This is a genomic window from Clostridium amylolyticum, from assembly GCF_900142075.1.
Classification (GTDB): Bacteria; Bacillota; Clostridia; order Clostridiales; family Clostridiaceae; genus Clostridium_AA; species Clostridium_AA amylolyticum.
On record NZ_FQZO01000006.1, the window covers coordinates 191,807 to 209,276 of the forward strand.

The following is a 17,470-nucleotide window of genomic DNA, read 5'->3' on the forward strand; positions in this document are numbered from 1 at the left end:
AAAATCCTGAGATATTTATATTCTATCTCAGGAACTTCTTTTTTATAGATATTTAATTATTTCCTCTTTTACTATTTCTGAAAGATTATTTTGTTTTTCTTTATCTAAGCTTTCAGGATATATGGGTTTACCAAAGTGTATAATCACTTCTGTATCTTGAAGCTTTTTATTAAGTTCAAAGGCTTTATAGGTGCCTTGTATGGTAACAGGTACTACTGGTACACCTGATTTTGTGGCAAGCTTTAGACTGCCTTTCTTAAAGGCTTTAATTTTACCATCCTTAGCCCTTGTCCCCTCTGGGAAAATAGCCATAGATATTCCTTGCTGCAAAAATTGTATACCTTCATTTATTGATTTAATAGCTTCCCTAACGTTTTCTCTATCTATATAAACGCAATTTATTTCTTTTGTCCAAGAATGTAATATAGGAACTTTCTTTAACTCTTTTTTTGCTATAAACCCTAAAGGCTTCTTAGCAGCATCTAAAAGTACTGGAATATCAAAAAGGCTCTGATGATTTGCTACAAACAAGCAGCTTTCATCTGGTATATTTTCTGTACCAAAAGCTTTATAGCTCATTCCTGTAACCTTTAGAGTATGTTTGCTCCATTTCATAACAACTTTTGTTTTATAACTTTCTGCTACATCATTTCCCCTTACCTTGCGCAGTATTTTTATTATTAATAGTCTAAAGGCCATAAATATCATATAAAAGCCATAATACAACATTATAATATAAGTTCTCATTAAATCACTCTCCATTTGTATATAACATTTTTATTATACAAGATAACCATAAGTGCTTCAATATAAATAAAACTGGTTATAATCTAAATGTAAACATCATAATAAGGGGTTATTTATGAAAATAATTAAAAGACTATTCCATATAATGCTCTGCATTTTAATTATGCTTCAAACCAGTTGTTATCCAAGTAATAAAAAAAATTCAAATTCACAAATATTAAATGTTTACTTCATTAATGTAGGACAAGGAGATAGCATCCTTATACAGTATAAGGATATAAATATGCTAATAGATGCAGGACCTAGCTATAATAGCAAAAAATTAGTAAGCTTTCTTAAAGCTCATAATGTAAAAAAACTCGATTATGTTATTGCAACTCATCCTCACGAAGATCATATAGGTTCTATGGATAGTATAATAAAAAAGTTTAAAATACTTAAGTTTTATGCTCCCAAGGTGGTAACGGATACAACTACCTTTAAAAGTATGATTACAGAACTTAAAAAAAAGAATTTAAAGATAAATGTGGCTAAACATGGTGTTATTATAAATTTTGATAACTTTACATCCCTGGAGTTTCTATCTCCCATAAAGGATAATTACCAAAACCTAAATAACTATTCTACAGTGGTACTCCTTAAACACAGGGATACTTCTTTTTTGTTCACCGGGGATGCAGAAAAACTTATAGAAATGGAGTTACTATCTAATAACGTAAATGTAAGAGCAGATGTGATAAAAGTCTCACATCATGGGAGTAACACTTCTACCTCTGGGGATTTTATAGACAAAGTAAAAGCAAAGTTTGCTGTAATAAGTTGTGGTTTAGGAAATGATTTTGGTCATCCTCATGAACAGGTTTTAAAAACACTAAGGTCTAGGGATATAATATGTTATAGAACAGACACTCATGGAAATTTACTACTTCAAAGTGATGGAAAGAACATCTCTAGGCGTTGATGGCTTATATTGACATAAAAAATAGGCTGGTTTATGATAATTAGTAGTAAATGTGTTAAGTTATACTTTAAAATTATAAAATAAATAAATGAAGTTTTTAGGAGTGAACGAAATGGAATATAGCAAGATTAGAACAAGATTTGCACCAAGCCCTACAGGTTATATGCACGTAGGAAATCTTAGAACCGCCCTTTATGCCTATTTAATATCAAAACATGAAGATGGAGATTTTATATTAAGAATTGAAGACACTGACCAGGAAAGATATGTGGAAGGCGCTGTAGACATAATTAATAATACTTTAAAAGCTACAGGACTCATACATGACGAAGGTCCTGATTTAGGTGGAGATTATGGTCCTTATGTTCAAAGTGAGAGAAAAGGTATATATCTTCAATATGCTAAAGAACTAGTAGATAAAGGAGAAGCTTATTATTGTTTCTGCGATAAAGATAGATTAGAAAACTTAAGAAAAGATTTAGAATCTAAGAATGAAACCTTTAGATACGATAAGCACTGCCTTCACCTATCCAAAGAAGAAATTCAAGAAAACATAGAAAAAGGAATACCTTATGTTATACGTCAAAATAACCCTGTAGAAGGTACCACTTCCTTTGAAGATGTCATTTATGGACATATATCTGTAGATAACTCCGAACTGGAAGATATGATATTAATAAAATCTGATGGACTGCCTACATATAATTTTGCCAATGTGGTAGACGACCATTTAATGAAAATAACTCACGTGGTAAGAGGCAGCGAATACCTATCCTCTTCACCTAAATACAACAGATTATATGATGCCTTTGGATGGGAAGTACCTGTATATGTTCATTGTCCTCCTATAATGAAAGATGCTCACAACAAATTAAGTAAAAGAAATGGAGATGCTTCTTTCCAAGATCTAGTTGCTAAAGGTTATTTAAAGGAAGCGGTGTTAAACTACATAGCCCTTTTAGGATGGAATCCAGGAGGAAATGAAGAAATATTTTCTTTAGAAGACTTAGTGAAAATTTTTGATTATAAAAATATCAACAAGTCCCCTGCAATCTTCGATAGTCAAAAATTAAAGTGGATGAACGGAGAATATATTAAAAGGCTTCCTTTAGATACTTTCCATGACCTTGCGCTTCCTTACTATGAAGGTATACTTCCAAAGGAAATGGATTCTAAGAAGGTTTCTGAGCTTATGCAAACTAGAGTTGAAGTATTAAGTGAAATACCTGAAAAAATAGGTTTCTTCGCAGAACTACCAGAATATTCTATAGAAATATTCCTTCATAAAAAAATGAAGACTACCATAGAAAACTCTTTAGAAAACTTAACAAAGATCCTACCTGCTTTAGAAGCTCTAGAACCTTGGAATAGCGATACCATATCTGGACTAATTAGTGAATTTGTAAGCAAGGAAGGAATAAAGAATGGTCAGATTATGTGGCCTATAAGGTCTGCCTTATCCGGCCTTCAAAGCTCCCCAGGAGGATATTTAGAACTAGCGGATATCTTAGGAAAAGATGAAAGTATAAGTAGAATAAAAATAGCTATAAATAATTTACAATCTCATCTATAAAAACAAAACCTGTATCGTAGATACAGGTTTTGTTTTTAGTTCCCATTAGAAACCAAAAATATTATATTGTCCTTTCCCAATTTAACAAGATATGAAATAAATTAACTACATCTTGCTCATTATATAAAAGTATTTTTGTAATTTTTTCTGCTGGCATCCTTATGATATAATCCTTATCCTTTATAACCTTACTAAAGGTCTTTGCAAGATTTGATCCGCTTATAAGCTCTCCTTCTCTAATGATTCCAAACTTTTTTTCTAATGCTTTTAATCCGGTGCTTTCCTTAAACTGTTTCTCGTATTCTTTTTGTAAATCTAAAGGCTTAAAATGCTCTGTTATGGTGAAATCTATGTTGTATTTTTCAAAAAGATAATTAATAACATGAAAGTCATTATTTCCGGAAAAGGTAACTATATATTTTTTATTTTTCATTTCAATTTCTTTAAAATACCTTTCCGCTAAATGCAATATTTCTACTATTTCATTCCTATTTTCAATCATATACTGAGTAACCACTAGAGCCTCTTGAGCTTCATCATAATAACAACAACCAAATACTCCTATACATATGGGCTTTTTATATACATAATGTTCTAAATCAAAATACACCGCATCTTTATATATATCCTTTCTTTCCTCAAACTTTAAAGAGTAACTTTCTTCAAGTTCTTCTATTTCTATTAAATTTTCTCGTACAATCACTATATCACTCTTTTCTAATGTGTTTCTTATGGTTTATTATCTCATATTTTATAATTTATTTAAATAAAAGTTTTATTGATAACTATTAAACATTATTAATAACTTATTGACATTTTTTTAACCACGTGATAATATTTGTATTGAGAATGAATTTCATTGCGAGGTGGATTTAATGAGCATTACTGATTTAAAGCTTGGTGAAAAAGCTATAATAACTGAAATCCAAGGAAATGATAAATTAGCAAAACGTCTTATGGCTCTCGGTTGTATAGAAGGTACAGAAATACAATTAAAGCAAAAGGCTCCCCTAGGTGATCCCCTAGTGGTGAACTTTAGAGGCTTTGATTTAGCCATAAGGAAAACTGACGCTAAAAATATTTTTATTAAATAAGGAGGACATCGATGTTAATTGCAGGTTTAGTAGGAAATCCTAACGTGGGTAAAACTACCCTATTTAATGCTTTAACTGGTTCAAATCAGTATGTTGGAAACTGGGCAGGTGTAACCGTAGAAAAAAAGGAAGGTTTTCTGGATAATAATATAAAAATTGTAGACCTTCCAGGAATATATGCCCTAGATACTTTCTCTAATGAAGAGAAAATATCTAAATCCTTTCTTGAAAATGATGACTTAGATGTAATAATAAATATCGTAGATGCTTCAAACTTAAATAGAAATTTGTATTTGACTACTCAGCTAAAACAATTTAAGAAACCTATTATTTTAGTACTAAACATGATAGATGCTGCTGAGTCAAAAGGATTAACCATAGATTATAAACTTTTATCAGAAGAACTTAAGGTAACCGTGATACCTATAGTAGCCTCCAAGGGTATAGGTATAGAAGAAATAAAAAACCTTCTAGTACACGGTGATTTTTTAAGGACAATAGATGATAATGATTATCATTTCCCTAGTGAAAGATCTGCCTATAATTTTATTGACACCATTATTAGTAACAGTCTTGTTAAAGCTAAAGATAATAAAATAACTTCTACAAATAAAATAGATAGAGTATTATTAAATCCTTGGCTGGCTTATCCTCTATTTATTGCTATACTATTTTTAATATTTCAATTTACTTTCACTTGGGTAGGCCAACCCCTAGCAGATAAATTAGATGAGTTGTTAAACAACGGTTTAATGCCTTGGCTTAGTAACCTATTGTCTAGTACAAGCCCTTGGTTCTCTTCATTAATAGTAGATGGCATTGTTGGTGGTGTTGGCTCTATATTAGTATTCTTCCCAATAATAATATCTTTATTTTTATGTATAACTATACTAGAAGATAGTGGTTATATGGCTAGAGTGGCTTTTATTATGGACAAACTAATGAGGAAGATGGGATTATCAGGTAAAGCATTTATACCTATGATTATAGGCTTTGGATGCTCTGTACCAGGCATTATGGCTGCAAGGACCTTGGAAAGCGAAAAGGATAGAAAGCTTACAGCGCTTTTAGTTCCATTAATGTCCTGTAATGCAAGGCTTCCAGTTTATGCTCTTTTCGCCTCTATATTTTTCCCTAAAAATACAGGGTTAGTGGTAGGTTCTCTTTACTTATTAGGTATATTAATGGCTTTTATCATGGGTTTGATATTTAAAAACACATTATTTAAAAAAGATGAAGAGCCTTTTATAATTGAGCTTCCAGAATATAAAGTTCCTATTTTTTCTAATGTGATAAAAAACACTTGGGATAAAGGAAAAGGCTTTATTAAAAAAGCTGGTACATTAATTTTTGCTATAAGCGTAGTTATATGGTTTGCTTCTAATTTCAATTTTTCAGGGGTTACTGATATTAACAACAGTATACTTGCAGTTATAGGAAAGGCAATAGCTCCAATTTTTGCTCCTCTAGGTTTTGGTAACTGGCAGTCTTCTGTATCCATATTAACTGGAATTATGGCTAAGGAAGCGGTAATTGGTACCATGGGAGTAATTTTCGGTTCCAACTTAGAGCAAGTGCTTCCTCAATATTTTACAGTGCTATCTGCTTATTCCTTTATGGTTTTTGTACTTCTGTATACCCCTTGTGTAGCTGTAGTTGGAGCCATGAAAAAAGAATATGGCTCAAAGATGACAATATTCTCTGTAACATACCAATTTTTATTAGCATGGATTGTTTCATTCCTATTTTATAATATAGGCTTACTAATATTTTAAGAAGGTGATCTTATGGAAATTATAATAGCTTTGGCTATTGCAGCCTTTGCAATATTTATAATAGTTAAAAATATAAAGAAATCCTCTAAGGGTGAATGTAATTGCGGAACTTGTTCTTCCAGTTGCCCTAAATATAATGAATTAAAGTTAGGTAATAAAAAGTAGAACCCACATTGGGTTCTACTTTATTTTTATTAAATCTTTTCTATGCTGCACATCTTTCTATGGTTTACATCTTTTCTACGGTTTCAAGCCCTATGAGGTAAAGTGCATTTTTAATAACTTGGCAGGTTGCCTCAGTTAATTTTATTCTAGCTTCTTTAAGCCCTTCATCTTCTACATTTAACACTGAATGAGTATTGTAGAACTTATTAAAGGCCTTAGCCACATCTATTACATATCTTGTAACTATGGATGGCTCTGCTTTGTCTAAAGCCTGTAAAACGCTGCTTTGAAGTCCTGAAAGTGCCTTTGCCAGTTCAAACTCTTCTGGAGAAGTTAGCTTTGAATAGTCACAGGTCCCTTGGTTTTGGGTATGTCTTCTCAAAATACTATTAGCTCTTGCATAAGTATATTGAACATAAGGTCCAGTTTCCCCATCAAAAGAAAGCATCTCTTTCCAGTCAAATACTATATCTCTCTCCCTGGAGTTTTTAAGATAGGTAAAGATCATTGCTCCTACCCCTACCTTTGTAGCTACCTCTTCTTTGTTTTCTAATTCAGGATTCTTTTCATTTATTATTTCCATGGTCTTGGATATAGATTCATTTAATAAATCTTCTAGGAAAATAACTTCACCTTTCCTTGTAGAAAGCTTTCTATCTGCAAATTTTACTAATCCAAAAGCTACATGCATACAATCCTTAGACCAGTCATATCCCATAAGCTCTAAGGTCTTGTAAACTTGTTTAAAGTGTAAGGTTTGATCTTTTCCTACTACATATATATTCTTAGCAAAATCATAAGTAGCTTTTCTATATTTTGCTGCTGCTAAGTCTCTAGTAGCATAAATAGTGGCTCCGTCAGATTTTAATATTATACATGGAGGCATATTATAATCTTCTAAAGATACAACCCTCGCCCCGTTACTTTCCACTAACAGATTTTTTTCTTTTAATTCTTCTACTACGGCATCCATCTTGTCATTGTAAAAGCTCTCTCCTGCATAAGAGTCAAATTTAACTCCTAGCATATCATAAACCTTTTGAAATTCTTTTAATGAAAGCTCTGTGAACCTCTTCCATAAAGCGATGGATTCTTGATCTCCTTCTTCTAACTTTTTAAAGTACATTCTGCCTTCATCTTCTAAAGAAGGATCCTTTTCAGCTTCTTCGTGGAATTTAACATAGATTCTTAAAAGTTCCTTTATAGGTTCACTTTCTAATTTTTCTTCATCCACCCATCTCTTATAAGCAGATATTAGCTTTCCAAATTGAGTACCCCAATCTCCTAGGTGATTAATTCCCACGGAGTTGTATCCTGCAAAGTTAAACATCCTATATAGTGAATTTCCAATGGAAGTAGAAACTAAATGTCCCACATGGAAGGGTTTAGCTATATTAGGTGAAGAAAAGTCTATAGTAACATTTCTTCCCTGTCCTATGGATGAAGAACCATACTTTTCCCCTTCATTTTCAACCTTTTCAATGATCTCCTTAATAAATGAAGCCTTATCTAGAAAGAAGTTTAAATAAGGTCCTAGATTTTCCACTCTTTCAAAGCCTTCTTTGTTTATCTTTTCACTTAATTCTATGGCTATAGCATTAGGTGCTTTTCTCATTACTTTAGCTAGTTGAAAACATGGGAAAGCAAAATCACCCATTTCAGGTCTTGGGGGGATTTCAATAAGTTTTTCAATGTTTTCAATTTCCATATCTACATAAGGTTTAATCCTTTGAGCTATCAAATTTTTGTAATCCATAGTATTCTCCTCCTATTTATAATTAAAAATAAAAAAACGCCTCTTAATTAAAGAGACGGATTATCCGCGGTACCACTCTGTTTGACTAAATAAAAGTCCACTCAGCACTTTAACGCAGTTAACGCCTTTATTTACTATCATCATTACTAATGATTTCAAAAAAGGATCTCCAAGACTCTTTTCTTCTAATTTATCTTACTGATCTCTCACCCTCATCAGTTCGCTTTAAAGCATCAAATAGAATACTCTTCTTATCATAAATTCAAATTTTTAGTTTCTATATATTATAAACTTGAATGCATAACTATGTCAATACATTATTAATATCTATATTTATGTGTATATATTGAAATCTACCCAACATTAAACTAATATAAATAGTATCACTATTTAATAAATTGAGAGGTGTTTTTATGGAAAGAATTGGAGTTATAGATATTGCTTCTAACTCAGTTAGATTGATATTAGCAGAAGTACAAGGTAAAAATTTTAGGCTTATAGATGAATTAAAGGAATCTGTAAGATTAGGAGAAGATTTAGTTCACGGTGATAGTTTTTCAGAGGAAAAAATATCCTACACTTTAAAAACCTTATCTTCCTTTAAGACCCTATGCAGTTCAACAAATGCAACTACCATTATCGCAGTGGCTACAGATGCTCTTAAAATTGCTAAAAATGGTTCTTATCTAATAGATAAAATAAAGGAACAAACAGGCATAGAGGTGAAAATTTTATCTACTGAGGAAGTTGCACATTATGATTCTTTGGGTGTTTCCAAAAGCCTGTATGCTACAAATTCATTAATGATTGATATGGGTGGTTCTACTACCATACTAGCTTGGATAAAGGATAATAAGCTGGTAAAATCATTTAAATTGCCTTTTGGTAGCGTTAACCTTACTAAACAATTTAATTTATCTGACAGAATTTTATATGAAAATCTAGAAAGCCTTAATTCTTATATAGATGAAAGTTTATCTACTATTCCTTGGCTTAAAGAAACTACTTTTCATAACATAATAGGTGTGGGTGGAAGTATAAGAACTTTAGGTAAAATCGATAGAAGAAGGAAAAGATATCCTATAGACATATCTCACAACTATATCTTTTATGATTATGATCTTCATGATATAAATAATGCTTTAAGAAGCAAGGATTTAAAACAGAGAAATAAAATTGAAGGCTTATCCAAGGATAGAGCTGATATCATAGTTGGAGCCTCTTCCTTTTTAGTAAAACTTACAGAAAGTTTGGAAATCAGTGAAATCAAAATCTCTGGAAAAGGATTAAGAGAAGGAATATTATTTAATTACATTGAAGAAAAATATGGTGATATAGGTGATATACTAGACTATAGCATCCAAGGAGTTTTAGAAAATCATAATATAGATAAAGCTCACGCCACCCAGGTTTATAAACTGGCTTTAAAGCTGTATGAAGGACTAAAACCACTTCATCACCTTAAGGATGATTATAAAGATATTTTAAAAACCGCTTCTTACCTCCATGACTCTGGTATAAGCATAAGATATTACGATCATCATATACATTCATTTTATATAATACTTAATTCTATGATAACTGGCTTAAGCCACAAAGAGACCTTACTCAGCGCTTTTGTAGCGGCTTATCATAGAAACAACAACTTTGAATTCCCCTTTGCTCATTTTTGCAGCATAATAAATAGGCTGGATATTTCTAATGCTGAATATGTTGCCATACTAATACGTATAGCAGAAAGCCTAGATAGAAGTTTAAGCGGCTCTGTAGAGGACATCCATGTATCCTTTGACGAAGAAAATGTTCTTTTAGAAATAGTGGCTAAAAGAAATGTAGAATTAGAAATCAATGAAGCTTTAAAGTCTAAAGAAGTCTTCGAAAAAATCTATGACAAAAACCTTGTAATTAGGACAATATAGTTTTAAGGCTTAAAGGCTGAGTAATTTATATATTACTCAGCCTTTACTTCCTGTTTAGTATATTATTTAATAGAATTACATTCTTCTCATGCAATCTGAAACTTTTATTTCCTCTACAATTTATCATTTTATTACCCAATCTAAAATTGGAATTTGTAGTTAAGTAAGAGGTAAGAGCTAAGAAGTAATAGTTGTGGTGAAAATTCAGCCTTGCTGAATTTCTTCATTAACTCTTACTTTTTATCTATTAGTTCTTACCTAACTAATAAATTATTATTTATTATTCTCAACCTTAAATTGAAATTTGTCTGATTCAAATTTTGCTTATAATCTCACAGACAAACCGGAAACTATCTAATAATTATCAAAATATTTCATTATCAAATCTGATGCAAAACTATTTCCTGGAGCTGACTGCATCTTTTCTTTTACTTTTTTTGTATTTTGAGCAATGGTATTATCGTTTAAAAGAGATGTTACAACAGTTTTGAGTAATTCACTTGTAACTTTCTTTCGATCAAGTCTTTTCCCAACGCCTAATCTTTCGATGCATTTAGCGTTCAAAGGCTGATCCGTTTCATATGGAAAGACAACCATGGGAACTCCAAAGTACATTGCTTCCGAAACACTGTTCAACCCTCCGTGTGTAATAAATACATCTGATTTTTCCAGCACTTCCAACTGAGGAACTGAAGAGTAAATATAAAAATTATCTGGTATATGTCCCAAGCTGTTCCTTTTTACTAAATTACCAATGGACATAATTACCATAACATCTTCTTTTTCAAAAGCTTTCATACATTTCTTATAAAAACTCTTTGCATTATTTACAATAGTTCCTAAAGAGATGTAGATTATCTTTTTATTAGTTACAGGCATTTGAAATTCTGACTGGATATCACGTTTATAAATTGAGGCACCTATGAATTTAAAGTGCTCATCCGGGAATTCTTCCTCATACGGTTGAAACTCTCTGATCGTATACACAAAGTTTAAATTCGGTGGATTCTGAATAATCTCTTTGAGCCATGAATCTGTCATCAGCGGAATTCCTTTTGATACGTTCTTTGTAAACTTACGACAGACCCATTGTGAACGAAATATAGTTAAAGCCCCACCTGCATTAATAAACTCTTTCATAATTTCCTTATTTGATGCTATTGAAGTAAAAATTCGAATTGCAGGTTTATTCCATTTTTCCGCTACATGCTTACCCAAAAAGAAGAATTGTTCATATAAAATCAAATCATATTCCTTTGCAATTTCATCGGCAGCATCATATGCATTTTTAAGCTGATCTGATAACTTTTTTGCATTTTTGTAACCCATAAACTCAGCACCTGTCTGTAAAATATGATTTTTCCATTCATATGCTAATAAATAAGTAACTTGATTTTCTCTTTTCAGTAACTCCTTAACCAGCCCTAATGTCGGTATAATGTGTCCTGAAAAGGGAAGATTTATAAATAAAATTTTCATTATAGCCACCTACAAATTTACTATTTATAATACTTAACCCAAAATTGGAACTTATATTTCTAGTTTGTATCTTAAAATTATTTCTATAGTGCTATCCTCAAACTTGCTAGCATTATCTGGTTTAAATCCATATTTTTCATAAAATTTCCTTGCAGTATAGTTTTTTTCTAATACCCAAAGAAATAATTGTCTGATATTTTGCTTTTTGGCATGTTCAATGCAATCTTTTATTAGAATGCTTCCAATGCCTTGTCCTTGAAAAAAAGTATCAATGTAAAGCTCAAAAATTTCAACATTATTCTCAGTACCTTTATTATCTGCCTTTCCCCATTTAATCAATCCTTTTACAATTCCATCATCATATACATATAAATCATCTAACTGGGATTCTATATCACGAAACTCTAATGCTAAATCTAAAACCTGCATTTCATTAAATGAAACATTGTCATTATTAAATATTTGTCTGTAAGCAGTTCTTTTTGCAAATATTAATATTTCTGCTAATCTTGATGCATCTTTTACTTCTGCCTTTCTTATCATATCAGTACCTCTTTAAATTACTAAACTTAAAATTTGAATTTATCTAATTATATTTAAATATTCACTCATTCTTTCTTTATAACTCTGCATATACATATCCGATTCAATAAATTTAAAGAACTCTTCTTTTGTCAGCCACAAATAAGATATTGTTTCACCTTCTTGGAGCATAATTGAATCTTTATCACAATTAGTTTTACATAGATAGCCATAATATATAGTATCCTTGCTCATGCATCTGTATATTTGCTCTAATTTTGGTGTTTCAACACCTGTTTCTTCTCTGAGTTCCCTGATTGCTGCATCATAAGGACTCTCGCCTACCACTGCACTACCACCTGCGCTTGCTACATAGAGACCCGGGGAATTAGGCTTTTTTAAATCTCTTTGCGTAAGTAAAAACATACCATCTTTATGCCTAACTATTATTTCACTTACCAAATGAAACAAACCATCAGGGATTACTTCACCCCTAACTAAATTGCAACCCGCAAGTGTGCTATCTTCTCTATATGCATCCCATAATTCCATTAATTGTCCCCTCTTTAAATTTACTATTTACATTTATGCAAATTATAAAAATCTTTTAGTTCTGCTTTCCGTTCCTGTGGTAAAGCTGTTTTCTTAACACCTTTAATCGCACCTTCCAATGCTAACAATCTATGAATACACGCAGAAGCATCAATTTTTTGTATTTTCAGCCAAGCCTGTTCTGCACCAATATCTTTTAATTCATCATAAGTAAATATGCCTACTTTATTTAATTGCCTTTCAACTTCTTTTCCTATATTAGGTAGCTTTGATAATTCTCCCATAATAAAATTCCCCTTCAAATTACTGCTTATATTACTAAACCTTTAATCGGAACTTATAGGTCATTAAAGCGAAACTCTCTATATTAATTTAAACTGCTTAATAATTTGATTGTATCTATTCTCTAAATTGGAATTTGAACTAAAATATATATTGCATGAAGTTCTGGTTTTTCTTGAAACCATAATCTGTATATAGAAGGACTCCCATATTGGAAGCCGTAATTTGCACTGCACCACAACCATAATTTTTCGCTTCATTCACTACTCTGTCCAATAATTCTCTAGCGATACCTCGTCGTCTATATTCTTTCAAAGTATACATACTTGATAAAAGACCAATTTTACCATATGGATTGCTATAATATGGTGGCTTTTCAACAAAGGACATTCCGCTTGTTCCCACTATTTTTCCATCATCTACTGCCAACCATGAAACAAAAGTACAATCCTCTAAATGCTTTGTATAATACTCATACAACCGTGGCTTCAAATCCAAGGTTGGTTCTGCACCTTCTTCTTGTAACTGCTTAATCCTCATTTTTATAAATACATCCAAATCATTCTGTATTAGCTTTCTAAATATTATTCCCATAATTTTTCACCCTGCTAAATATTTAACTAACACTTGATATTTATTTTCCTCTTTTATTATAACATATTTTGTAAACTCATCATTGCTTATGATAAAGGTATTTTTATCTATAAAAGCATCCTTAAGCTGTTGTATCAATATCTAAGGCTATAAACCTCATTTATTTGTGAACGTTTTACTTTATCATAATTAAAAATTGTATTTCTTAATATCCAATATAGTTAATAAATTTTCATATAAAAAAAGTAGTAAAATTTACATTCTACTACTTATTAATCAAAGTCATATTTAACTGGAGATTACTATCTTTCAATTGTCCAACTCTTACTACCATTTCATCAGTGTTTATTATTTTTCCGTCTTTATTTTTATCTTATTATTGTAAAATTCATCTAATGCTTTCACAAAAAAATCTGTAATGCCAATTCCATATTTCTCATCTAATACTGTTTTCATACTTTCACAATTTTTATAAGAAGCCGCCATATCTAACATTAATGGCTTTTCATCCTTCAGCTGATAAAGTTGCTTAAAGATAAAACCACATTCTCCAATTACTTCCTTAACCTCAAAGGATGAAACATCTTTTCCTATGTTTTCTGCTAGTTTTTTCATGACCACATCATATAGTTTTTCATATGATTGTATAATCTGTGAATCAAGTGGATTATTGGCAGCATTCAATGCACTTTCCTTATCTCCATACCACTCTATCATTTTCTTATAACTCTTCTGTCCATTCTCACCGGATGCATATTCTATATAATGGTCATGAAATTCATCCATCCCACCATATTCCCGTTCTACTGCCTGTTTTATTTCCTCAGTCATATGGGAAACCATTGTCTGATACAACTCCTCAATCTCTGCCTTACTGAATACTTGAAAATCCATCCTGTTCTCTCCTTTCAGAATATCATCGATACTGGATATTAATCGTTCTAAACGTTCTTTTTTAATTCCAGCATTTTCTTCTGATTTTGTAACATCTGATTTGTGTCAAGAATTGGATTTCCTATAATAGCTTTGATTTCCTTTAAGGGCATATCAAATTCGCGAAAAAATAAAATCTGCTGTAAAGTTACCAGTGCGTTATCATCATAAAGCCGGTATCCAATTTGGTTGCATTCCGTTGGTTTTAATAGATTGATTTCATCGTAGTAATGAAGTGTGCGTATACTGATACCTGTTAACTCAGATACTTCCTTTACTGTTCTCATTTTATGACCTCCTGTTCTTCATATGAACAGCATATCCTATAACGTTCCGTGAGGGTCAAGAGAATTTTCCAATTATTTTTCTCAATAAACCAATTACTATTTTATAAAGAAAGTAAGAGTGAAGGGATAAGAGCTATGAATAAAAATCATTGAGTAAATTTTCACTTGCACCTCTTAACCCTTACTTCTTACTTCTTATCTATTACTTCTTACCTCTTACCTATTCACGTATTTTCCAATTAAAAACATAGTTTTCATTCCTAAAGAGGTGAATTTTGATTCATATTCTGTCATTATGTTCTCTAAAAAGTCTGAGTTATGGAGGTCATAAGTTAAGTATTCTAAGGTAAAGCCGCTTTCTTTGAAATATTCTTGTGACTCATCAAAGAGCTCCCTGTCATCGGTTTTGAACCAAATCTCTGTGTTTGTTTTAATGAATTTCTTGTACTCATTTAAGAATCTTGTATGGGTTAATCTCCTTTTTTTATGCCTGTCCTTAGGCCATGGATTGCAGAAGTTTATATATATTCTGCTTATCTCATCCTCTTCGAATAAATCTCCTATAAAGCTTATATTTAGAGGTACTATCCTCACATTAGAAATATCATTTTCTTCTAACTTTTTAAGTACATAGATAAGCACTTCATCCTTTAAATCCACAGCGATATAGTTCTTATCTGGATTTTTTAAGGCTAATTCTGTAACAAACTTACCTCTTCCACAACCTAATTCTAAATGTATTTCATTATTATTTTTAAATTCTTCTTTCCATTTTCCTTTTTTCTCTGTAGGTCTAATTATTACCTTAGGGCTTGCTTCCAGCTCGGGTCTAGCCCACCATTTTTTCCTTAGTCTCATAATTTTCCTCCATTATCTAAACAGCAATACTAAAAGCTAATTTTAGTAAAGATTGAAATATCATTTTAGCTGGTGTTCCTATTATAAATCCTATGACGTTTGTACCTACTACTAATAATAAAATTAGCATCTGATATTTATACATTACCTCTCCATACTTATAAAAAGATCTAGGGAATAAATCTTCTAAAATATGAAAACCATCTAACCCTGGTAATGGTAGTAGATTAAATAAAAATAAATTTACATTTATAAGTATAGTAAAATTAAAAAGTAAATCTATTATTTGGCTTAATCTTGGTATATATAAATAGTAATGAAATTTTAACAATAAGCCATATATTATGGCAGTGATAAAAGCAACAATAAGATTAGCTATAGGCCCTGCTATAGAAACCTTAAGGTCATCTTTATAATAATTCTTAAATGCTCTGGAATTTACCTGTACTGGCTTTGCCCATCCAAAACCAAACAAAAGTATCATTATAAACCCTATGGGATCTATGTGAGCAAAAGGATTAAGGGTAAGCCTTCCTTGAAATCTAGGTGTCTTATCTCCCAGCTTATCAGCAACTAAAGCATGAGCATACTCATGAAAGGTGAATCCGATTAAAATCGCTGGTATGGTAAGTACAATCTGTAATAATGATTTTTGAAAAAACATATATTTTCCTCCTAAAATGTTAAGTGCCTTATAATTAAGTATAGTAAAGATTATAATATATACACCAGCTATATACAATAATTAAGCATGTGGTGCATTAATTTACTTTTTTGCTATAATAAATCTATGGATAAGTAAGAAGTAAGAAGTAAAAAGTAAGAAATATGAATAAGTAAGAGTTAAAAAGTAAGAAGTAAGAAGTATAAATAATTTTTAAAAAAACTCTTCGAGTTTTATCCATAACTCTTACCTCTTAGTTCTTACTTCTTACCTAAACTCTTACCTAATATTTGTAAGGAAGTGTAACTTTGAAAGATAAAATACTTAAATACCTGATAAAAAATAAAGATAATGGCTATATATCTGGAGAGAAGATAAGTAATGAACTGGATGTAAGCCGTGTGGCTGTATGGAAGTATATCTCACAATTAAAGGAGGAAGGCTTCATAATAGAATCCCTGCGTAATAAGGGTTATAAGCTTATAAAAAATCCTATAGATATTCATCCTTTAGAGATAAAAGAGTCCCTTAACACTTCATTTATAGGGAAAAACATATATTATTTTGACACCTTAGATTCTACTAATACCATGGCAAAACAGCATTCCAAGGAAAATGGTGCCGTTATTATCAGCGAAGAGCAAACCTCAGGAAGAGGTCGTTTAGGAAGGGATTGGACTTCTCCTAAGTATAAAGGCTTATGGTTTTCTATAGTATTAACCCCTGATATGGAACCCCAATATGCTCCTATGATCTCCCATGTGGCTGCTGCTGCCTTGATAAAAAGTTTTGTAAACCTTGGTTTTAGTGATGTAAAATGCAAATGGCCTAACGATATTATAATTAATGGTAAAAAAGTATGTGGTATACTCACGGAGCTTAGCGCTGAACTTAGCAGGATAAATCATATAGTTGTAGGCATAGGGATAAATGTTAACTTAGAGGAAAGTGATTTTCCTATGGAATTACTAGATAAAGCTAGTTCTTTAAAATTAATAAGGGGTAAAGACATAGAAAGAAAAGCCCTATTGGTGGATATACTTCAAAACTTTGAAGCTTTATATGAAAAATTTGAAAAAGAACTGGATATTAAAACTTCCATAAATATCTGTAAAGAATATTCAGCAGTTTTAGGAAAAGAGGTTTATTTAATAAATAAAACTGAGAAAGAAAAGGTTACAGCTATAGATATAGATGATAAAGGTCAACTTATTGTAAGAGATGCCCAAGGTAATTTTAAAAAAATTATATCTGGTGAAATATCTGTAAGAGGAATAAATGGATATATATAAAAAAATCGCCCTAGGGC

The 17,470-nt window shown here is 31.2% G+C and carries 19 protein-coding genes and 1 other annotated feature; of the genes, 7 read left to right on the forward strand and 12 right to left on the reverse strand.

The annotated features are described in order from the left end of the window. Window positions 1-42 precede the first annotated feature (42 nt). On the reverse strand, window positions 43-747 hold the full coding sequence (locus BUA82_RS14365; protein WP_073009664.1) for a lysophospholipid acyltransferase family protein: 705 nt from the start codon (window positions 745-747) through the stop codon (window positions 43-45). Window positions 748-862: 115 nt separating this feature from the next. Between BUA82_RS14365 and BUA82_RS14370 the strand changes: the two genes are divergently transcribed. Next, window positions 863-1,708 (forward strand): ComEC/Rec2 family competence protein, encoded by an 846-nt coding sequence (locus BUA82_RS14370; RefSeq protein ID WP_073009667.1) that lies wholly within the window; start codon window positions 863-865, stop codon window positions 1,706-1,708. Window positions 1,709-1,820: 112 nt separating this feature from the next. After that, window positions 1,821-3,281, forward strand: coding sequence for a glutamate--tRNA ligase (gltX, locus tag BUA82_RS14375; protein WP_073009670.1), 1,461 nt, complete (start codon window positions 1,821-1,823; stop codon window positions 3,279-3,281). A gap of 61 nt (window positions 3,282-3,342) precedes the next feature. On the opposite strand, the gene BUA82_RS14380 is transcribed toward gltX, so the two are convergent. Further along, entirely contained in the window at window positions 3,343-3,984 is a 642-nt protein-coding gene (locus tag BUA82_RS14380) for a ribonuclease H-like domain-containing protein (RefSeq protein WP_073009673.1), read from the reverse strand. Window positions 3,985-4,156: 172 nt separating this feature from the next. Here BUA82_RS14380 and BUA82_RS14385 point away from each other — a divergent pair, with 172 nt between their 5' ends. Genes BUA82_RS14385 through BUA82_RS14395 form a run of 3 tightly spaced genes read left to right on the forward strand, consistent with a single transcriptional unit; the run spans window position 4,157 to window position 6,315 of the window. Further along, entirely contained in the window at window positions 4,157-4,375 is a 219-nt protein-coding gene (locus BUA82_RS14385; protein WP_073009676.1) for a FeoA family protein, read from the forward strand. Window positions 4,376-4,386: 11 nt separating this feature from the next. After that, entirely contained in the window at window positions 4,387-6,150 is a 1,764-nt protein-coding gene (gene feoB, locus BUA82_RS14390; protein WP_073009679.1) for a ferrous iron transport protein B, read from the forward strand. 12 nt (window positions 6,151-6,162) lie between these two features. After that, the gene (locus BUA82_RS14395; RefSeq protein WP_073009682.1) at window positions 6,163-6,315 is read left to right on the forward strand and encodes a FeoB-associated Cys-rich membrane protein; all 153 of its coding nucleotides are present in this window, start codon (window positions 6,163-6,165) and stop codon (window positions 6,313-6,315) included. A gap of 64 nt (window positions 6,316-6,379) precedes the next feature. Here the strand turns inward: BUA82_RS14395 and argS are convergent, their stop codons facing one another. Next, on the reverse strand, window positions 6,380-8,071 hold the full coding sequence (gene argS / locus BUA82_RS14400; RefSeq protein WP_073009685.1) for an arginine--tRNA ligase: 1,692 nt from the start codon (window positions 8,069-8,071) through the stop codon (window positions 6,380-6,382). A 48-nt stretch (window positions 8,072-8,119) separates the two neighbouring features. Then, window positions 8,120-8,338 (reverse strand) — a binding site (T-box leader). 146 nt (window positions 8,339-8,484) lie between these two features. Here argS and BUA82_RS14405 point away from each other — a divergent pair. Continuing rightward, window positions 8,485-9,990 carry a Ppx/GppA phosphatase family protein gene (locus BUA82_RS14405; RefSeq protein ID WP_073009688.1) on the forward strand — a complete coding sequence of 502 codons (1,506 nt, stop codon included), beginning with the start codon at window positions 8,485-8,487 and terminating at the stop codon, window positions 9,988-9,990. Between the two features lie 354 nt (window positions 9,991-10,344). On the opposite strand, the gene BUA82_RS14410 is transcribed toward BUA82_RS14405, so the two are convergent. The 9 genes from BUA82_RS14410 to BUA82_RS14445 all read right to left on the reverse strand — a co-directional run bounded on the left by BUA82_RS14410 (window position 10,345) and on the right by BUA82_RS14445 (window position 16,161). Continuing rightward, complete coding sequence (locus BUA82_RS14410) at window positions 10,345-11,469, reverse strand: macrolide family glycosyltransferase (protein WP_083599955.1); 1,125 nt, start codon at window positions 11,467-11,469, stop codon at window positions 10,345-10,347. 51 nt (window positions 11,470-11,520) lie between these two features. Beyond that, window positions 11,521-12,012 carry a GNAT family N-acetyltransferase gene (locus BUA82_RS14415; protein ID WP_073009691.1) on the reverse strand — a complete coding sequence of 164 codons (492 nt, stop codon included), beginning with the start codon at window positions 12,010-12,012 and terminating at the stop codon, window positions 11,521-11,523. Window positions 12,013-12,051: 39 nt separating this feature from the next. Beyond that, on the reverse strand, window positions 12,052-12,543 hold the full coding sequence (locus BUA82_RS14420) for an NUDIX hydrolase (protein WP_073009694.1): 492 nt from the start codon (window positions 12,541-12,543) through the stop codon (window positions 12,052-12,054). A gap of 23 nt (window positions 12,544-12,566) precedes the next feature. Then, on the reverse strand, window positions 12,567-12,827 hold the full coding sequence (locus BUA82_RS14425; RefSeq protein ID WP_073009697.1) for a TfoX/Sxy family protein: 261 nt from the start codon (window positions 12,825-12,827) through the stop codon (window positions 12,567-12,569). A 139-nt stretch (window positions 12,828-12,966) separates the two neighbouring features. After that, the gene (locus BUA82_RS14430) at window positions 12,967-13,419 is read right to left on the reverse strand and encodes a GNAT family N-acetyltransferase (protein ID WP_073009700.1); all 453 of its coding nucleotides are present in this window, start codon (window positions 13,417-13,419) and stop codon (window positions 12,967-12,969) included. A gap of 348 nt (window positions 13,420-13,767) precedes the next feature. Next, window positions 13,768-14,313, reverse strand: a complete 546-nt coding sequence (locus tag BUA82_RS21185) for a hypothetical protein (protein ID WP_341430494.1) — start codon at window positions 14,311-14,313, stop codon at window positions 13,768-13,770. Window positions 14,314-14,360: 47 nt separating this feature from the next. After that, complete coding sequence (locus BUA82_RS21190; RefSeq protein WP_341430495.1) at window positions 14,361-14,639, reverse strand: MerR family transcriptional regulator; 279 nt, start codon at window positions 14,637-14,639, stop codon at window positions 14,361-14,363. A 216-nt stretch (window positions 14,640-14,855) separates the two neighbouring features. Then, complete coding sequence (gene trmB, locus BUA82_RS14440) at window positions 14,856-15,497, reverse strand: tRNA (guanosine(46)-N7)-methyltransferase TrmB (RefSeq protein ID WP_073009703.1); 642 nt, start codon at window positions 15,495-15,497, stop codon at window positions 14,856-14,858. Window positions 15,498-15,513: 16 nt separating this feature from the next. Further along, window positions 15,514-16,161: a site-2 protease family protein gene (locus BUA82_RS14445; RefSeq protein WP_073009706.1), complete on the reverse strand. Its 648-nt coding sequence runs from the start codon at window positions 16,159-16,161 to the stop codon at window positions 15,514-15,516. 308 nt (window positions 16,162-16,469) lie between these two features. Here BUA82_RS14445 and BUA82_RS14450 point away from each other — a divergent pair, with 308 nt between their 5' ends. Continuing rightward, window positions 16,470-17,453, forward strand: coding sequence for a biotin--[acetyl-CoA-carboxylase] ligase (locus tag BUA82_RS14450; RefSeq protein WP_073009709.1), 984 nt, complete (start codon window positions 16,470-16,472; stop codon window positions 17,451-17,453). The last annotated feature ends 17 nt before the right edge of the window (window positions 17,454-17,470 follow it).